Annotated in this window: 13 protein-coding genes; 5 read left to right on the plus strand and 8 right to left on the minus strand. The window is 67.5% G+C overall.

Annotated elements, in window-relative coordinates:
* Positions 1-15: 15 nt before the first annotated feature.
* The 5 genes from J4H85_RS00475 to J4H85_RS00495 all read right to left on the minus strand — a co-directional run bounded on the left by J4H85_RS00475 (position 16) and on the right by J4H85_RS00495 (position 4,099).
* Positions 16-1,425, minus strand: coding sequence for an MFS transporter (locus J4H85_RS00475; protein WP_243893289.1), 1,410 nt, complete (start codon positions 1,423-1,425; stop codon positions 16-18).
* A gap of 219 nt (positions 1,426-1,644) precedes the next feature.
* Positions 1,645-2,592, minus strand: a complete 948-nt coding sequence (locus J4H85_RS00480; protein ID WP_208235856.1) for a LysR family transcriptional regulator — start codon at positions 2,590-2,592, stop codon at positions 1,645-1,647.
* Between the two features lie 4 nt (positions 2,593-2,596).
* Complete coding sequence (locus J4H85_RS00485; RefSeq protein ID WP_208235858.1) at positions 2,597-3,271, minus strand: Maf family protein; 675 nt, start codon at positions 3,269-3,271, stop codon at positions 2,597-2,599.
* A 56-nt stretch (positions 3,272-3,327) separates the two neighbouring features.
* Entirely contained in the window at positions 3,328-3,948 is a 621-nt protein-coding gene (locus J4H85_RS00490; protein ID WP_208235860.1) for a hypothetical protein, read from the minus strand.
* A gap of 13 nt (positions 3,949-3,961) precedes the next feature.
* Positions 3,962-4,099 carry a hypothetical protein gene (locus J4H85_RS00495; RefSeq protein ID WP_208235863.1) on the minus strand — a complete coding sequence of 46 codons (138 nt, stop codon included), beginning with the start codon at positions 4,097-4,099 and terminating at the stop codon, positions 3,962-3,964.
* A 29-nt stretch (positions 4,100-4,128) separates the two neighbouring features.
* Between J4H85_RS00495 and J4H85_RS00500 the strand changes: the two genes are divergently transcribed.
* Positions 4,129-5,478 (plus strand): class I SAM-dependent RNA methyltransferase, encoded by a 1,350-nt coding sequence (locus tag J4H85_RS00500; protein ID WP_208235865.1) that lies wholly within the window; start codon positions 4,129-4,131, stop codon positions 5,476-5,478.
* A 9-nt stretch (positions 5,479-5,487) separates the two neighbouring features.
* On the opposite strand, the gene J4H85_RS00505 is transcribed toward J4H85_RS00500, so the two are convergent.
* A complete protein-coding gene (locus J4H85_RS00505; protein WP_208235867.1) occupies positions 5,488-5,940 on the minus strand; it encodes an META domain-containing protein in 453 nt (150 codons plus the stop codon).
* 264 nt (positions 5,941-6,204) lie between these two features.
* Between J4H85_RS00505 and J4H85_RS00510 the strand changes: the two genes are divergently transcribed.
* Both J4H85_RS00510 and J4H85_RS00515 read left to right on the plus strand, forming a co-directional pair.
* The gene (locus J4H85_RS00510; RefSeq protein ID WP_208235869.1) at positions 6,205-8,322 is read left to right on the plus strand and encodes a S1 family peptidase; all 2,118 of its coding nucleotides are present in this window, start codon (positions 6,205-6,207) and stop codon (positions 8,320-8,322) included.
* A 176-nt stretch (positions 8,323-8,498) separates the two neighbouring features.
* Complete coding sequence (locus J4H85_RS00515) at positions 8,499-9,215, plus strand: YceI family protein (protein WP_208235871.1); 717 nt, start codon at positions 8,499-8,501, stop codon at positions 9,213-9,215.
* On the opposite strand, the gene J4H85_RS00520 is transcribed toward J4H85_RS00515, so the two are convergent.
* Both J4H85_RS00520 and J4H85_RS00525 read right to left on the minus strand, forming a co-directional pair.
* Positions 9,216-9,872, minus strand: a complete 657-nt coding sequence (locus tag J4H85_RS00520; protein WP_208235873.1) for an ankyrin repeat domain-containing protein — start codon at positions 9,870-9,872, stop codon at positions 9,216-9,218.
* A gap of 155 nt (positions 9,873-10,027) precedes the next feature.
* A complete protein-coding gene (locus J4H85_RS00525) occupies positions 10,028-10,591 on the minus strand; it encodes a GlcG/HbpS family heme-binding protein (RefSeq protein WP_208235875.1) in 564 nt (187 codons plus the stop codon).
* A 150-nt stretch (positions 10,592-10,741) separates the two neighbouring features.
* Between J4H85_RS00525 and J4H85_RS00530 the strand changes: the two genes are divergently transcribed.
* Complete coding sequence (locus tag J4H85_RS00530) at positions 10,742-11,920, plus strand: sensor histidine kinase (RefSeq protein ID WP_208235877.1); 1,179 nt, start codon at positions 10,742-10,744, stop codon at positions 11,918-11,920.
* The gene (locus tag J4H85_RS00535; protein WP_208235879.1) at positions 11,917-12,543 is read left to right on the plus strand and encodes a response regulator; all 627 of its coding nucleotides are present in this window, start codon (positions 11,917-11,919) and stop codon (positions 12,541-12,543) included. The genes J4H85_RS00530 and J4H85_RS00535 overlap by 4 nt, the downstream gene beginning before the upstream one ends.
* The last annotated feature ends 8 nt before the right edge of the window (positions 12,544-12,551 follow it).

Raw genomic sequence — 12,551 nt, forward strand, 5'->3', positions numbered from 1 at the left:
GAATCGGCTGCGGCGTCATGCCCGACGTCCGCGGGTCTCGGGCACCTTCGTGATCAGCATCGCGAGCAGTGTCATGATCGCGATCGCGATGACGTAGAAGGCGGGCGAGAACGGGACGTTCGTCGCGTTCACGAGCGCGGTGCCGACGAAGGGGGCGGTGCCGCCGAGCACGGCGTAGCCGAGGTTGTAGCTGAACGCCGCCGAGGTGAACCGGCTCTTCGTGTCGAAGACCTCGATGAAGAAGGTGTAGCACCCGCCACCGTAGGTGCAGATCGCGATCACGAAAATGAGCTGTCCGAGCAGGGCGAGTCCGACGCTGCCGCTCGTCACGAGCCAGAACGCCGGGAGCGCGAGCACCGCGATGGCGATCGCGCCGCCGATCATCATCGGGCGGCGGCCGACGCGGTCGCCGATCATGCCCGTCAGCGGCAGCAGAATCGTGTACGCGAGCATCGCGGCGCCGTTCAGCATCAGCGACTGATCGCGGCTCAGGCCACCGGTCGTCGAGACGTAGGAGACGAAGTAGCCGGAGAGGAAGTAGAAGCCCATCGCCGTGAGGCCCATGACGAAGACGACCTGGATCATCTGCAACCAGTTCTCGCGGAACGCATCGCGCACGGGGGTGTGCTTCTCGATGACGTCGGCTTCGATCTTCTCCTCCTGCTCCTCCATCATCTCCTTGAACGCGGGCGACTCCTCCGTCTTCGCGCGGATCCAGAGCCCGACGAGCGCGAGCGGGAGGGCGATGAGGAACGGAATCCTCCAGCCCCATGACGTGAAGGACTCATCGGACATCGAGGTCGAGAGCACCAGGATGAAGAACGCGGCCACGACCGAGGGCAGCGCCGTCGCCGCCAGCGTGATGTTGATGAAGAGGCCGCGGCGGTGCACGGGAGCGTGTTCGAAGACGAAGGAGGGGGCTCCGGCAGATTCGCCACCCGCCGAGAAGCCCTGGAGGAGGCGCATGAGGACGAGCAGGATCGGCGCGAGCGGCCCGATCACCTCGTAGGTCGGGAGCAGCCCGATCGCGGTGGTGGCGACACCGATCGTGAGCAGCGTGATGACGAGCACTGCGCGGCGGCCGATGCGGTCCCCCAGGGCACCGAAGAACAACCCGCCGAGCGGGCGGATCAGGAAGGCGACACCGAACGTCGCGAAGAGCGCGAGCAGGCCGGCGAGCTGATTGTCGGAGGGGAAGAACAGCGTGGACAGCACCACGGCGGAGAGCCCGTACAACGCGAAATCGTAGAACTCGATGAACTGACCGACACTGCCGCCGGCGAGCACGCGCTTCTGCATCGAGGTGATGCCCGGCCGGACCGGCTGCGAGGCGCGCTCACCGGCAGCGGACGCGGGGGCGTCCGCACCGGCGGCGACGGTCGAGGTTCGGGCGTGGGGAGGTGGTGAAGCTTCGTTGCTATCCATGGGGAACAGCGTGGACGCCCCACATAGACTCTGTCAATGGACGAGATGGGAGTGAGATCTGCACCTGTCGCGGAGCTGCGGGTCCCACAGGGGTGATGAGCGATGTCCCGCCTGTTTCCAGCCCGTAAACGCGCCGTTACTCGCCGCGGAATCTCAGGGTAGGCGGGCCGCCGGACCGAAGCCCCGCGATTCGCGCGTCACCTCGTTCATAATCTGAAGCTATAGGGCTGGCTCAGCATTTTGCGGGAACCCCGGCCCCGACGGCACTCCGTACAGTCGTCGACACACGTCGGCGAACGCCTCGACCCGAGCCGACTCTTCGTCCGTTCTGCGCACGAGGCTCACCGAGAGACCGGTGAGCTCGTCGGCGAGTTCAACGACGACGGTTCGCGCCCCGCTGTAAGTGCGCGGGTGCGCGATGCGCTGGTTCAGCACCGAGATGCCGAACCCCTGCCCGACGAGTCCGCGCACCGTCTCGTACCCGTGCACGCGGAAGCGGACATCGGGCTCGACCCCGACCGACCGGAAGAGGTTCAGGTAGTAGGAGGCGGTGTGGGGCAGATCAAGCAGGATCAGCGGATCCCGTGCGAGACGCTGCAACTCGATCGGCTCGGACGACCCGGCGAGCGGGTGCTGCGGCGGCACGATCGCGTGCGGGGGAATGGTCTCGAGCACCTCGCTGCGGTACGCCTCGAACGGCGCCATCGAGTAGGCCAACGCGACATCGATCTCACGATCATCGAGCAGACGCACGAGTTCGTCGTGGTTCGCCTCGATGAGTTCCAGCACCAACTCGGGGTGCCGGCGCGCGACCGCCTGCACGAGCGTCGGAGCGCGGAACGGGGCCATCGGCAGATACATCCCGATCCGGAGCGTGCCCGAGAGCGTGCCCTCAAGACCCCCGGCGCGTTCCGACAGGCTCTCCGCCTGCGTGAGCAGCGCGGCCGCATCGAGGTAAATCTCACGACCGGACTCGGTCAGCCGGATGCCGACACTCGGTACCCGCTCGAAGAGCGTCACCCCGAGTTCGCGTTCGAGTTGCGTAATGGCGGTCGACAGCGCGGGTTGGGAGATGTGCAGCTTGCGGGCGGCGACCGTCATGCTGCCGGCGCGAGCGGCTTCCGCGAAGTAGCGCAGCTGCACCAGGGTGAAGTTCGCCGCAACCATGGCCCTACGCTCCGGACGTGGTCCAGAGCGCCGGGTACTCGTGCCCGAGCTCGCGCACCAGGCTCCGGAGCGCCGGCAGCGAGAGCCCGATCACGCAACTCGGGGCTCCTTCGATCCGCTCGATGAATGCGCCGGCGAGCCCGTCGATCGCGAACCCCCCGGCGAGCTTCAGCGGTTCACCCGTGGCGACGTACGCCTCGAGTTCGGCGTCGGTGACGTCGGCGGAGAGCGTCACGGTCGCGGTGTCGACCGCGCCGACGCCTCGCTCGAGGCCGGGGCTCGTTTCTGCAGATGACTCCGTGCAATCGATCAGCCAGTGCCCGGAGTGGAGCACCCCGGTGGCCCCGCGATGCTGCCGCGAGCGCTCGAGCGCGACCTCGGGCAGATGCGGTTTGCCGAGGATCTCGCCGTCGAGCAGGAAGGCCGAGTCGCCGCCGAGCACGAGGCCTCCCCCGGCCGCGCGGATCTCGTCGCCGTGGCGCCGCACCACATCCTCCGCTTTCAGTCGTCCGAGGTACTCCACGAGTTCTGGCGCAGTCAACCGTCGACCGTCAGCGGCTTCGCGCGCCGCGACCTCCGCCTCCTCATCGACCTCGGGCGAGAAGCACAGTGGTTCGATACCCGCTGCGCGCAGCACCGAGAGCCGTGCGGGGGAGGTCGAAGCGAGGATCAGACGCATGATGGGAGCTTACAAGGATCGCATCGCGTCGTTCGGGTGACCCGACACACCGCGCCTCAGTCGACGAGTTCGGGGCGCAACTCGGTGAGCGTCGCCGCGAGATCGCGACCCAGCGAGGCGTCGGTCGCCACCACCCACGCGTCGCCGATGAACCCCTGCCAGATCTGCGCACGGCTGCTGTCGGCCGGGTAGACGAACGACGTGGCATCGTCGCCTTCTGACACGACATAATCGGACTCCTCGAGCGCACGGATCATCGTGTCGCGCTGGTCGTCGTCGAGAACCGCGAACATGCCGCTCGCTCCGTTCTGACCCGCGACCCAATCGCATGCACGTCTCGTCTCCGCGGCGTCGAACGTTGTCAGAGCTGCGGGGCCGAGCCGGTCCATCCAGGGGAGCACCTCGTCGCTGTCCTTCGAGACCTGCAGCGGCGCTCCGATCAACTCGCCCTGCATGAGCGGCGACCCCAGATACTCGTCGCACGTCGGCAGCGACACCTCCTCATCCTCGCTCGGCTCCGGCGTCGGTGTGGGCGTCGGCGTCGGCGTCGACGTCGCGAATTCGCTGGGCGTCGGGGTCGGATTGGCGTCTTCCGATGGTTCCGGTGCGCAGGCGGTCAGCATGACGGCCAGCATTCCCACGAGCACGGTCGATCCTGCCCACGTGCGTCCCCTCATGTGCAGCACGCTATCAGCGGCGCACACGCATCGAGCAGGCCAGGAGCACGGCGAGCGCTATCGATCCGATCACGAACCCAGGGAGGGCCACCATCAGCAGCAGACCGCCTCCGATGCCGATCGCGTCGGAGAACACTGCCTGCGCATACATGACCAACGCCCCGTGGGAGAATGGGTGTCATGTCTGCCGATCCCCGTTCCGCCACTGCTGTTCTCGCCGTCGGAGACGAGGTCGAACTCGATGTCACGAACATCGCACACGGTGGCGTCTGCGTCGCCAGGTACGAGGGTCGGGTGATCTTCGTCGCCGACACGATTCCGGGTGAGCGCGTGCGCGCCCGGATCATCGAGGCGAAGAAGAAGTCGTTCGCCCGCGCGGTCACCATCGAGGTGCTGACCGCGTCACCTGATCGACGAGACCACGTCTGGCCCGCGGCCGCGCTCGATCGCGCACCGGAGGATCGCGCCGGGGGCGCTGAGTTCGGGCACATTTCTCTCGAACGCCAGCGGCTGCTGAAGGCTCACGTGCTCGCGGACGCGATGCAGCGGTTCGGCGGCATCGAACTCGCCGCAGAGCCCGAAGAGGGCGAGGGTGAAGACGCAGCTCTCGAGGACGCCCTCGCCGATCTCGTCGAGGCCGCTCCCGGAGATGACGACGTGAACGGGCTCGGGTACCGCACGCGCGTGCGCCTGCACGTCGATCCGGAGACGGGTCTCGTCGGCCCCTATGCGGCGCGCAGTCGCCGCGTCATCGATGTGGACGCGCTGCCCCTCGCCACCGATGTGGTCAACGAGATCGCGCCGCTGTACGACGCGCTTCCCGAAGCGGCGAACGTCGATGTCGTCGCACCGTCGGCCGATGACCCGCGCACGCTCGTGACGATGCAGGGCGAGAAGAAGCGCGTCGGCGCTCAGGACCGCGTGCAGGAAGTCGTCGAGGATCGCGGCTTCGTCGTCCGGGCCGGGGGGTTCTGGCAGGTGCACCGCGAGGCTCCCGCACTGCTCTTCTCTGCGATCCGCGACGCCGTCATCGATCTGATCGATGCCGACCGATTCGACCCGTCGGCGACGAACCTCGATCTCTACGGCGGCGTCGGCTTGCTCGCGGCCGCGATGGCGGAAGCCGCGGGACCCTCCCTGCGCGTCACCACGGTCGAGTCGGACGAGCACGCCACCGAAGACGCCGCCGAGAACCTGTCAGAACTTGTCGGGGCGCTCTCCGTCACGGCGCGGGTCGATCGGCACCTCGCGGACCTCCTCGCGTCACCGGAAACGGTGCGGACGCGGATGCGGAAGGCGACGGTGGTGCTGGATCCGCCGCGCTCCGGCGCCGGAGGCGACGTGATCCGCCAGCTCACCGAGCTCGCGCCCGCCAGCCTGATCTACGTCGCGTGCGACCCCGTTGCGCTGGCACGCGACACCGGGACGCTCCGCGGGTCGGGATACGAACTCACGGCGCTGCGTGCGTTCGACATCTTCCCGCACACGCACCACTTCGAGACGGTCGCAGTGTTCGAACGCGCCGAATAGGCGCGCGACCTACTCCGCGGCCGCGTCGCTGCGCTGCAGCTGGCCGATCTCGTCGCCGTCGGCGTTCATGACCTGCATTGTGTCGCCGTCGACGGTGACCGTAGCGACCCCGCGCAGCCAGTCGTCCACGCCGGGGCACGCCTTGAGCGTTGCCGCTCCGAGAGAGACAGTGACGTCTTCATCATTCACGGTGTACTCGCCACCGATGCCATTACAACCGTCCGAGCCCGAAACCTTTCCTGCCTCGGCGAACGTCAAATGGGGCTGGCCCTTCTCCTCGGAGGCCCAATCTCCCAGTACCTGCTCACCCAAATCCATCGGTGCCTCCGTTACCTCGGTCTGCGATTCCTCTTCGTTACCTGCGTTCGCGGCACACGAAGAAAGTCCAACTACCAACAGAACGCCGCCGAGAGCACTCCACACTTTCGATCGAGAGCGGGCAGGTCCACCTTTGGTCATCATGGCTCACATAGTAACCACTCGGCGTGGGCGCGTGTTCAGGGTTACAAAACGGTCACGGACCGGGGGAAAGTCGCAATTTGTCGCGTGACCTGGCTGAACACTCACTTCATATCGAATTACTTGAAGCTCATACTTATGTTGCGGTCAGCGAATTCCCAACTTAGGCTTTCCAGCGGGTCTCACACCTGACGTGGGTTCGCCCGGCGGTTTCGCGAGCGATGTACCCACTCCATAACCACACACACAATTTCATTTGGGGGAAGAGTGACGAAACGTCGCCCGCTTGCGCTTGGCGCAGCAGCTACGATCGGCTTGGGTAGCCTGTTTTTCGCGGCGCCTGCGCTGGCCGAGGACGCAGCACCAGGCACGGACCAGTCCGAGGAAGTCGGCAGTTCGCAGGAAAGCGGCAGTGCTGTCGCGCAGAAGATGAGCGATGCAGAGCTGCTCGACGCGGCAGGCATCGACCGCATCCTCGGCTCGAGCGCGAGCGCCGAAGGCGTGAAGCTCTTCACCACTGAGGCTGCAGAGGACGCAGGTTCAGATGAAGCCATCGAGGAACTTCTGAATCGTGAAGGCGCCGACGAGCTCTTTGAATTGACCGGACCTTTGGAGCCGATCGCTCAGAATGACGTCGTGGGTGGCGCTGGGTACCTGTTCCAGACTCCGACAAGCGCCGCCGCTTGTTCGATCGGTTTCACCGCTTGGAGCCCCGAGGGAGACCCCGCGCTCTTGACCGCTGGCCATTGCGCTGAGGGAAGCAGCCCGGCAACCTCCCGTTCCACGCCCAGTTCTGACCCGGCGAACGGCGGCGACGGAGGTGAACTTCTGGACGGAGCCCCTCTTGGAAACTTCGGTGCTTACCAGTTCGGAGGCGTCAATGGCGCGAACGAGGACGGCGACCCTCTCGGCACGGACGTCGCTGTGATCGATGACATCAACGAGAGCTTCGACCTAAAGCCGGCAGTCACCGATTGGTCCACCGCGAGCTCAGATGACCTTTCCGCGGGCGCTATTGAGGTCACCGGCGTCGGCACAGTAGCCGTGGGAGACACCGTACAGCAGAGCGGCCGCACCACCGGGGGCAACTCCGGTAAGGTCCTCATCGCAAACGATTGGCTGCCGGTGGAGGATGACGCTGGGAACCGTTACGTCCGCGGCTTCGCGGCGGAGATTCCTGTCGACGGCGGCGACTCAGGTGGTGCGGTGATGAGCGGCGGCAATGCCGTCGGCATCGCGAGCGCCAAGGGCACGCTTAGGAACAACGGCACGGGCGAAGAGATCAAGATCCTTTGGGCCGCCGACATCCAAAACGCCCTCGGTCAGACAGATGGTTACGCTGTCCAGCTCCACATCGACGCCCCGAGCGCACCCAGTGCGACAAAGGTAGGCGCAGGCGCAACGATCACCGGCGAAGCTCCGGCTGGGGCAACGCGCGTGTTCGTTGATGGCGAAGAGCGGCCGGTCGAGAACGGACAGTACTCGTTCGTCGCGCCGGAGGAGTACGGTGACGCTTCGGTCGAGCTTGTCGCGGCGAATAGCGGTTTCGATCGCTCTGAGTCGACCGTCTACGAGTTCGAGGTTGGGCTTGCAAAACCGATGGTTAATGCAGTCGACCAGGACTCGTCGGATGTCACCGTGACCGGTACCGGCGTTCCGGGTGCCCAGGTAACCGCCACGATCGACGACCCGGAAGGTACGATCGAGACCGCAACTGTGGGCGAGAACGGTGATTGGTCCGTGAACTATGACCTTGAGGTCGGCGAGTACACCGTTACCGCCACCCAAGAGGCGGACGGCGAGACTTCGGACGAGCAGACCGCTAGCGTGATCGTCCGGCCGATCGAGCCCAAGATCACCTCGATCGCGCCTGGTCAGGAGTTCGAAAACGCACAGGCCCCCGCGGGTGTGAGCGGCACGGGCATCCCCGGCGCAAAGGTAACGCTCGACCTGACTCAGTCTGAGACTGCTTCGGCAATGGTAGACGGTGCCAACGAGACAGTGGATGTCCAGCCAGACGGCACCTGGTCCGTCAACTTTGAAGGCGCAGTGGGGGCCGGCTCCTACAACCTCAGCGTGACTCAGACCGAGAACGAGGTCGCCTCGTACGAGACGACCGTCTCCTTCGTGGTGCTCGCAGCACCGAACGACACTGACGCCAACGGCGGCGGCGGCGACAACGGCGCAGCAGATGCCGGTGGCGCAGCGGACGGTGGCGACAACGGCACGGGCGGCGACGACGAGGCTGGCACCGACGATGGCGATCTCGCCAACACCGGTGCAGGTTCGATGCTTCCCTTCGCACTGGGAGCCGTGCTGCTCCTCGCTGCGGGCGGTGGCGCGATCCTGATCGCCCAGCGCCGACAGGCTGGTGCTGAGCTCTAAGGAGTCTCGGTCCGGCTGAGCCGACACTGAGACAGCGGCGGGTGCCCTTCGGGGCCCCGCCGCTGTGCTGTGTATCCCACGACATTCACAGGACTTCGGTCGGCCCTTCTCCGGTTGCAACTACAACTTTGTGTCAGGATCGAGAAACCGCACACGCCCCCACCCGAGGAGCCACCATGAAGAAGTCCCAAAAGATCTGGATCGGCGTCGGAGCGGGTGTTCTTGTACTCGGCGTCGCGGCTGCCGTCGCCGGGCCGATCGTCTACCGCGACCTCGTCGTGGCACCGGCCGCCGAGGCACCGACCGTGACGGCGCCTGCGCCGTCGACGGACGACGGTTCGAGCGGTGACGCGCTCGACCCGGCCGCCCTCGTCGGTACATGGAACGTGACCGACGGGTCTGAAGCCGGGTATCGCGTGGACGAGGTCTTGAATGGCACGGACGTGACCGTCACGGGTCGCACCGGCGAGGTGTCGGGCGCACTCACGATCGGCGAGTCGGGTCTCACCCTCGACGCCGCGGAGATCACCGTCGACGTCGCCTCCATCGCGACCGACAGCGAGAACCGCGACGAGTACTTCCGCGGCGAGGCACTGCGCACCGACGAGTTCCCCGAAGCGACGTTTATGCTCACTGATCCGGTCACCTTTGACACCGCCCCCGAGTCGGGCCAGGTCGTCGAGACCGAGGCCACGGGTGAACTCACCATCGCCGGCGAGACGCGGACCGTCACCGCCCAGATCCAGCTCACGAGTGACGGTGAGACCGCCCAGATCGCGGGCGCGATCCCGATCACGTTCGCCGACTACGGCGTCGAAGCACCGAACCTCGGCTTCGTCTCGGTGGAACCGGAGGGCAGCGTCGAGTTCCAGCTGGTGGCCGCCCGAGGCTGATCAGGTGCCGGCGATCCGGTCGAACTCGGCCACGATGTCCGTGTGACCATACGCCTCCGCGAGCGCCCGAGGTGCAACCCCGTTGCCGTCGGCGAGCTCCGGATCCGCCCCCGCCTCAAGGAGGGCGCGCACGACGCGCACGTGGTCGGGGCCTCCCGTGCCGAGCACGATCGCTTCGTGCAGCGCCGTCCACCCGAGGCGGTTCACGTGATCGAGCGGCACTCCCGTGGCGATCAGCATCTCGACCGTGCGCACGTGCGCGTGCTCGGACGCCGGGATCAGCGCGGTCCCGCCGTAGCGGTTCGTCGACGACACGTCGGCCCCGCGCGCCAGGGTGGCTGCCAGGATCTCGTTCAGTCCCTCGGCTCCCGCGTAGAGGAACGCGGAATCCTGCATATCGTCCTGCGCATCGGGATCGGCGCCGGCCTCCAGCAGCCGCAGCGCGATGGCCGTGCGCTGCGCCTTCGTCGCCACGACGAGCGGTGTCCGGCCGTCACTGTCGCGCACCTCGAGGTCGGCACCGCGCGCGATCGCGGCGGAGACGCCCTCGAGGTCACCCGCACCGACGGCGTCCTGCAAGGCCAGCGTCGCGGCGGCGCGATCGACCTCGCTCACCGCTTCGGGGGACGGCGTGCCTGATTCGGGTGACGTACTCATCGGTCGCTCCTGGATCGGGTCGGGTGACGTGGGTGTCGCGCACCCCACGAGGATCGCACTGAGCGCGCACAGCGGCAACAGCACCAGCAGTGCCGGCAGCGCGGCACGCGGCCTCCCCCTGACGGTACCGGTTCGAGAATTGCAGGACGACACACTCAGCCCGCGATCTCGTCGGCGATCGCGGCGAGCCCCGCGGCCGCGCAGGACTGATCGTCCACGCCCGAGGGCGCCCCGCCCACACCGATCCCGGCGATGGACGCGTCGCCGACCGTCACCGTCACGCCACCGGGCATGAAGAGGGTGCCAGGCAGTCGGTGCAGACCGTTCTCATCCGCTCGTTCGACGAGGTCGCTGGTGTCGGCGCCGAACGCTGCGGCGGTGTAGGCCTTCTGCCGCGATGCCTCCACGGTGTGCTGTGCCGCGTTGTCGCCCCGGACGAACGCCTGCAGCTCGCCCTGTCGATCGACGACCGCCACCGAGACGGACCCGAGGTCATCGGCCGCGCAGTGCGCGAGCGCAGCCGTCGCGGCCGTCGCTGCGCTTAAGCGCTGACTGCTCACGGTGTTCTGCTCGGCGACGTCGACCACCGCCGCGGCGCCGTCCGCGGCGTCCTCGGTCGCAGCGTCGCTTCCGGCGAGCGGTGCGCACCCCGCGAGCGCCAGCACACCCCCGAGAGCGATGACGGTGGCGGCGGGAACGAGCGTGCGGAAGTGGGGCATGATGAGACTCCTCAGAGGTGAACGTGCGGTCGTGGGTGATGCGCATCCAGCCTCGCCGCGTCCGGGTGTCGACACATCAACGCGATGGATCCTTCTCCCTCAACCGATCGGTTGAGGCGCCGACGACGGCGGTGCCCGATACTGAGGGGGATGACCGATTCCTTGCACCGCACCGCCGACGCGGCGTCCGCCACCCCGGACCGCCCGCTCGCTGCGATGCACCTGTCGGTCGATGTCGGCTTCGCCGTGCTGCTCGTGGTGTGTGGTCTCCGCTACTTCGCGTATCACCCCTTCGACACCATCGGCGCGATCGTGCTCGCGCTCGGCATCGGGTCCGGCATCGCGTACGCCTTCGCTGCGGTCGCCCGACCGTCCCCGGAACGACGCCGCGTCGGGATCGTCATCACCGTACTGCTGTGGTTGCCGCTCGCGGTCCTGGCACCGTCGTTCGGCTGGTGCGCGTTCCCCCTCTTCTTCGCCCTGCACCGCTCGCTCACCCGCCGGGTAGCCGTGATCGGCAGCGCGCTGCTCGTCGTGGCCGTGAGCACCGGACTGTTCTTCATGTCGAACGGCGAGGATCTCGGCCTCGTGCTCGGCCCGTTCTTCGGCGGCCTGATGCTCTCCTTCGCCGTCGACGCGCTCGAGCGGGCGCTCGACAACCGACGCCGCCTGAACGCCGAGCTCCTCGACACGCAAGCGCAGCTCGCCCGCTCCGAGCGCGAGGCCGGGGCGCTCGCGGAACGTCACCGCATGGCGAGCGAGCTGCACGACACCGTGGTGCAGCGCACCGCGAGCGCGCTGCTGCTCCTGGAGTCCGGCGACGCAGCACCGCCGCGCCATGCGGCTCCGACGTCGGAGGCCCGCGAGATCCTGCGCGAGGCGCTGATCGAAACCCGACAGCTCATGCACGGCCTGGCGAGCCCGCAGGATCGCACGTCGCTCACCGCGGAGATCGCCGCGCTCGCCGACGCGCACGGCGCCGAACACACCGCGGTCGGTACCGAAGTCGAACTCGATGCCGAGGTCACGCACGCCCTGCTGCGCGTCGCTCAAGAGGCGCTGATCAACGCACACCGGCACGCCGCCGCCTCGGTGACGCGGGTCACGATCACCTTCTTCGGGCGGACCGTCGGCATCGATGTCGTCGACGACGGCACGGGGTTCGATCCGGATCACGTGCGCGCCGACACCACCGGCTACGGACTCCGCGCGATGGCGTGGCGCATCGAGAGCCTCGGCGGCACCTTGACGATCGAATCCTCCCCCGGCCACGGAACGGTCATCGCGGCCGAGGTGCCCGTCGCGCCGAACGCGCGGGAGGCATCGTGATCCGGATCCTGCTGCTCGACGACCACCCCGTCCTGAGACACGGCACACGAGCCCTGCTCGAGTCGCAACCCGACTTCGTCGTCGTCGCCGACACCGGCGACCCCACGGAGGCCGTCACCGCGGCCGTGCACGAACGGGCCGACGTGGCGCTCGTCGACCTCGATCTCGGCGCCGATCATGAAGACGGCCCCGCCACCACCCGTCGGCTGCTCGCCGCACGACCTGACACGCGCGTCGTCGCCTTCACCGCGTTCGACTCCGACGCCGACATCGTGCGCATGATCGAGGCCGGAGCCGTCGGCTACCTCCTCAAAGACAGCCGGCCCGCTGCCCTGTTCAGTGCGATTCGCTCGGCAGCGTCCGGATCCGCGGCGATCGCCGGACCGATCGCCGCGCGACTGCTCGACCGCATGCAACGGCCGGACGACGCACTGACGAACCGAGAACTGGAAGTGCTCGAGCTCGCCGCGTCTGGCCTGTCGAACCGCGACCTCGCCCGCGCGCTCGTCGTGAGCGAGGCGACCGTCAAGACGCACCTGCATCACGCGTTCATCAAGCTGCGGGCCGACAACCGGCAGACCGCGATCGCCACCGCGGTGAAACGCGGACTCATCCGGCTCTGACCAGGGGT

The sequence above is a fragment of the Leucobacter tardus genome (assembly GCF_017583045.1).
GTDB classification, from domain to species: Bacteria; Actinomycetota; Actinomycetes; order Actinomycetales; family Microbacteriaceae; genus Leucobacter; species Leucobacter tardus.

Excerpts from the sequence above, each read along its gene's own strand:
- J4H85_RS00475 (WP_243893289.1), bottom strand. The coding sequence starts at position 1,425 with ATGGATAGCAACGAAGCTTCACCACCTCCCCACGCCCGAACCTCGACC.
- J4H85_RS00480 (WP_208235856.1), bottom strand. The coding sequence starts at position 2,592 with ATGGTTGCGGCGAACTTCACCCTGGTGCAGCTGCGCTACTTCGCGGAA.
- J4H85_RS00485 (WP_208235858.1), bottom strand. The coding sequence starts at position 3,271 with ATGCGTCTGATCCTCGCTTCGACCTCCCCCGCACGGCTCTCGGTGCTG.
- J4H85_RS00490 (WP_208235860.1), bottom strand. The coding sequence starts at position 3,948 with ATGAGGGGACGCACGTGGGCAGGATCGACCGTGCTCGTGGGAATGCTG.
- J4H85_RS00495 (WP_208235863.1), bottom strand. The coding sequence starts at position 4,099 with ATGTATGCGCAGGCAGTGTTCTCCGACGCGATCGGCATCGGAGGCGGT.
- J4H85_RS00500 (WP_208235865.1), top strand. The coding sequence starts at position 4,129 with ATGTCTGCCGATCCCCGTTCCGCCACTGCTGTTCTCGCCGTCGGAGAC.
- J4H85_RS00505 (WP_208235867.1), bottom strand. The coding sequence starts at position 5,940 with ATGATGACCAAAGGTGGACCTGCCCGCTCTCGATCGAAAGTGTGGAGT.
- J4H85_RS00515 (WP_208235871.1), top strand. The coding sequence starts at position 8,499 with ATGAAGAAGTCCCAAAAGATCTGGATCGGCGTCGGAGCGGGTGTTCTT.
- J4H85_RS00520 (WP_208235873.1), bottom strand. The coding sequence starts at position 9,872 with ATGAGTACGTCACCCGAATCAGGCACGCCGTCCCCCGAAGCGGTGAGC.
- J4H85_RS00525 (WP_208235875.1), bottom strand. The coding sequence starts at position 10,591 with ATGCCCCACTTCCGCACGCTCGTTCCCGCCGCCACCGTCATCGCTCTC.
- J4H85_RS00530 (WP_208235877.1), top strand. The coding sequence starts at position 10,742 with ATGACCGATTCCTTGCACCGCACCGCCGACGCGGCGTCCGCCACCCCG.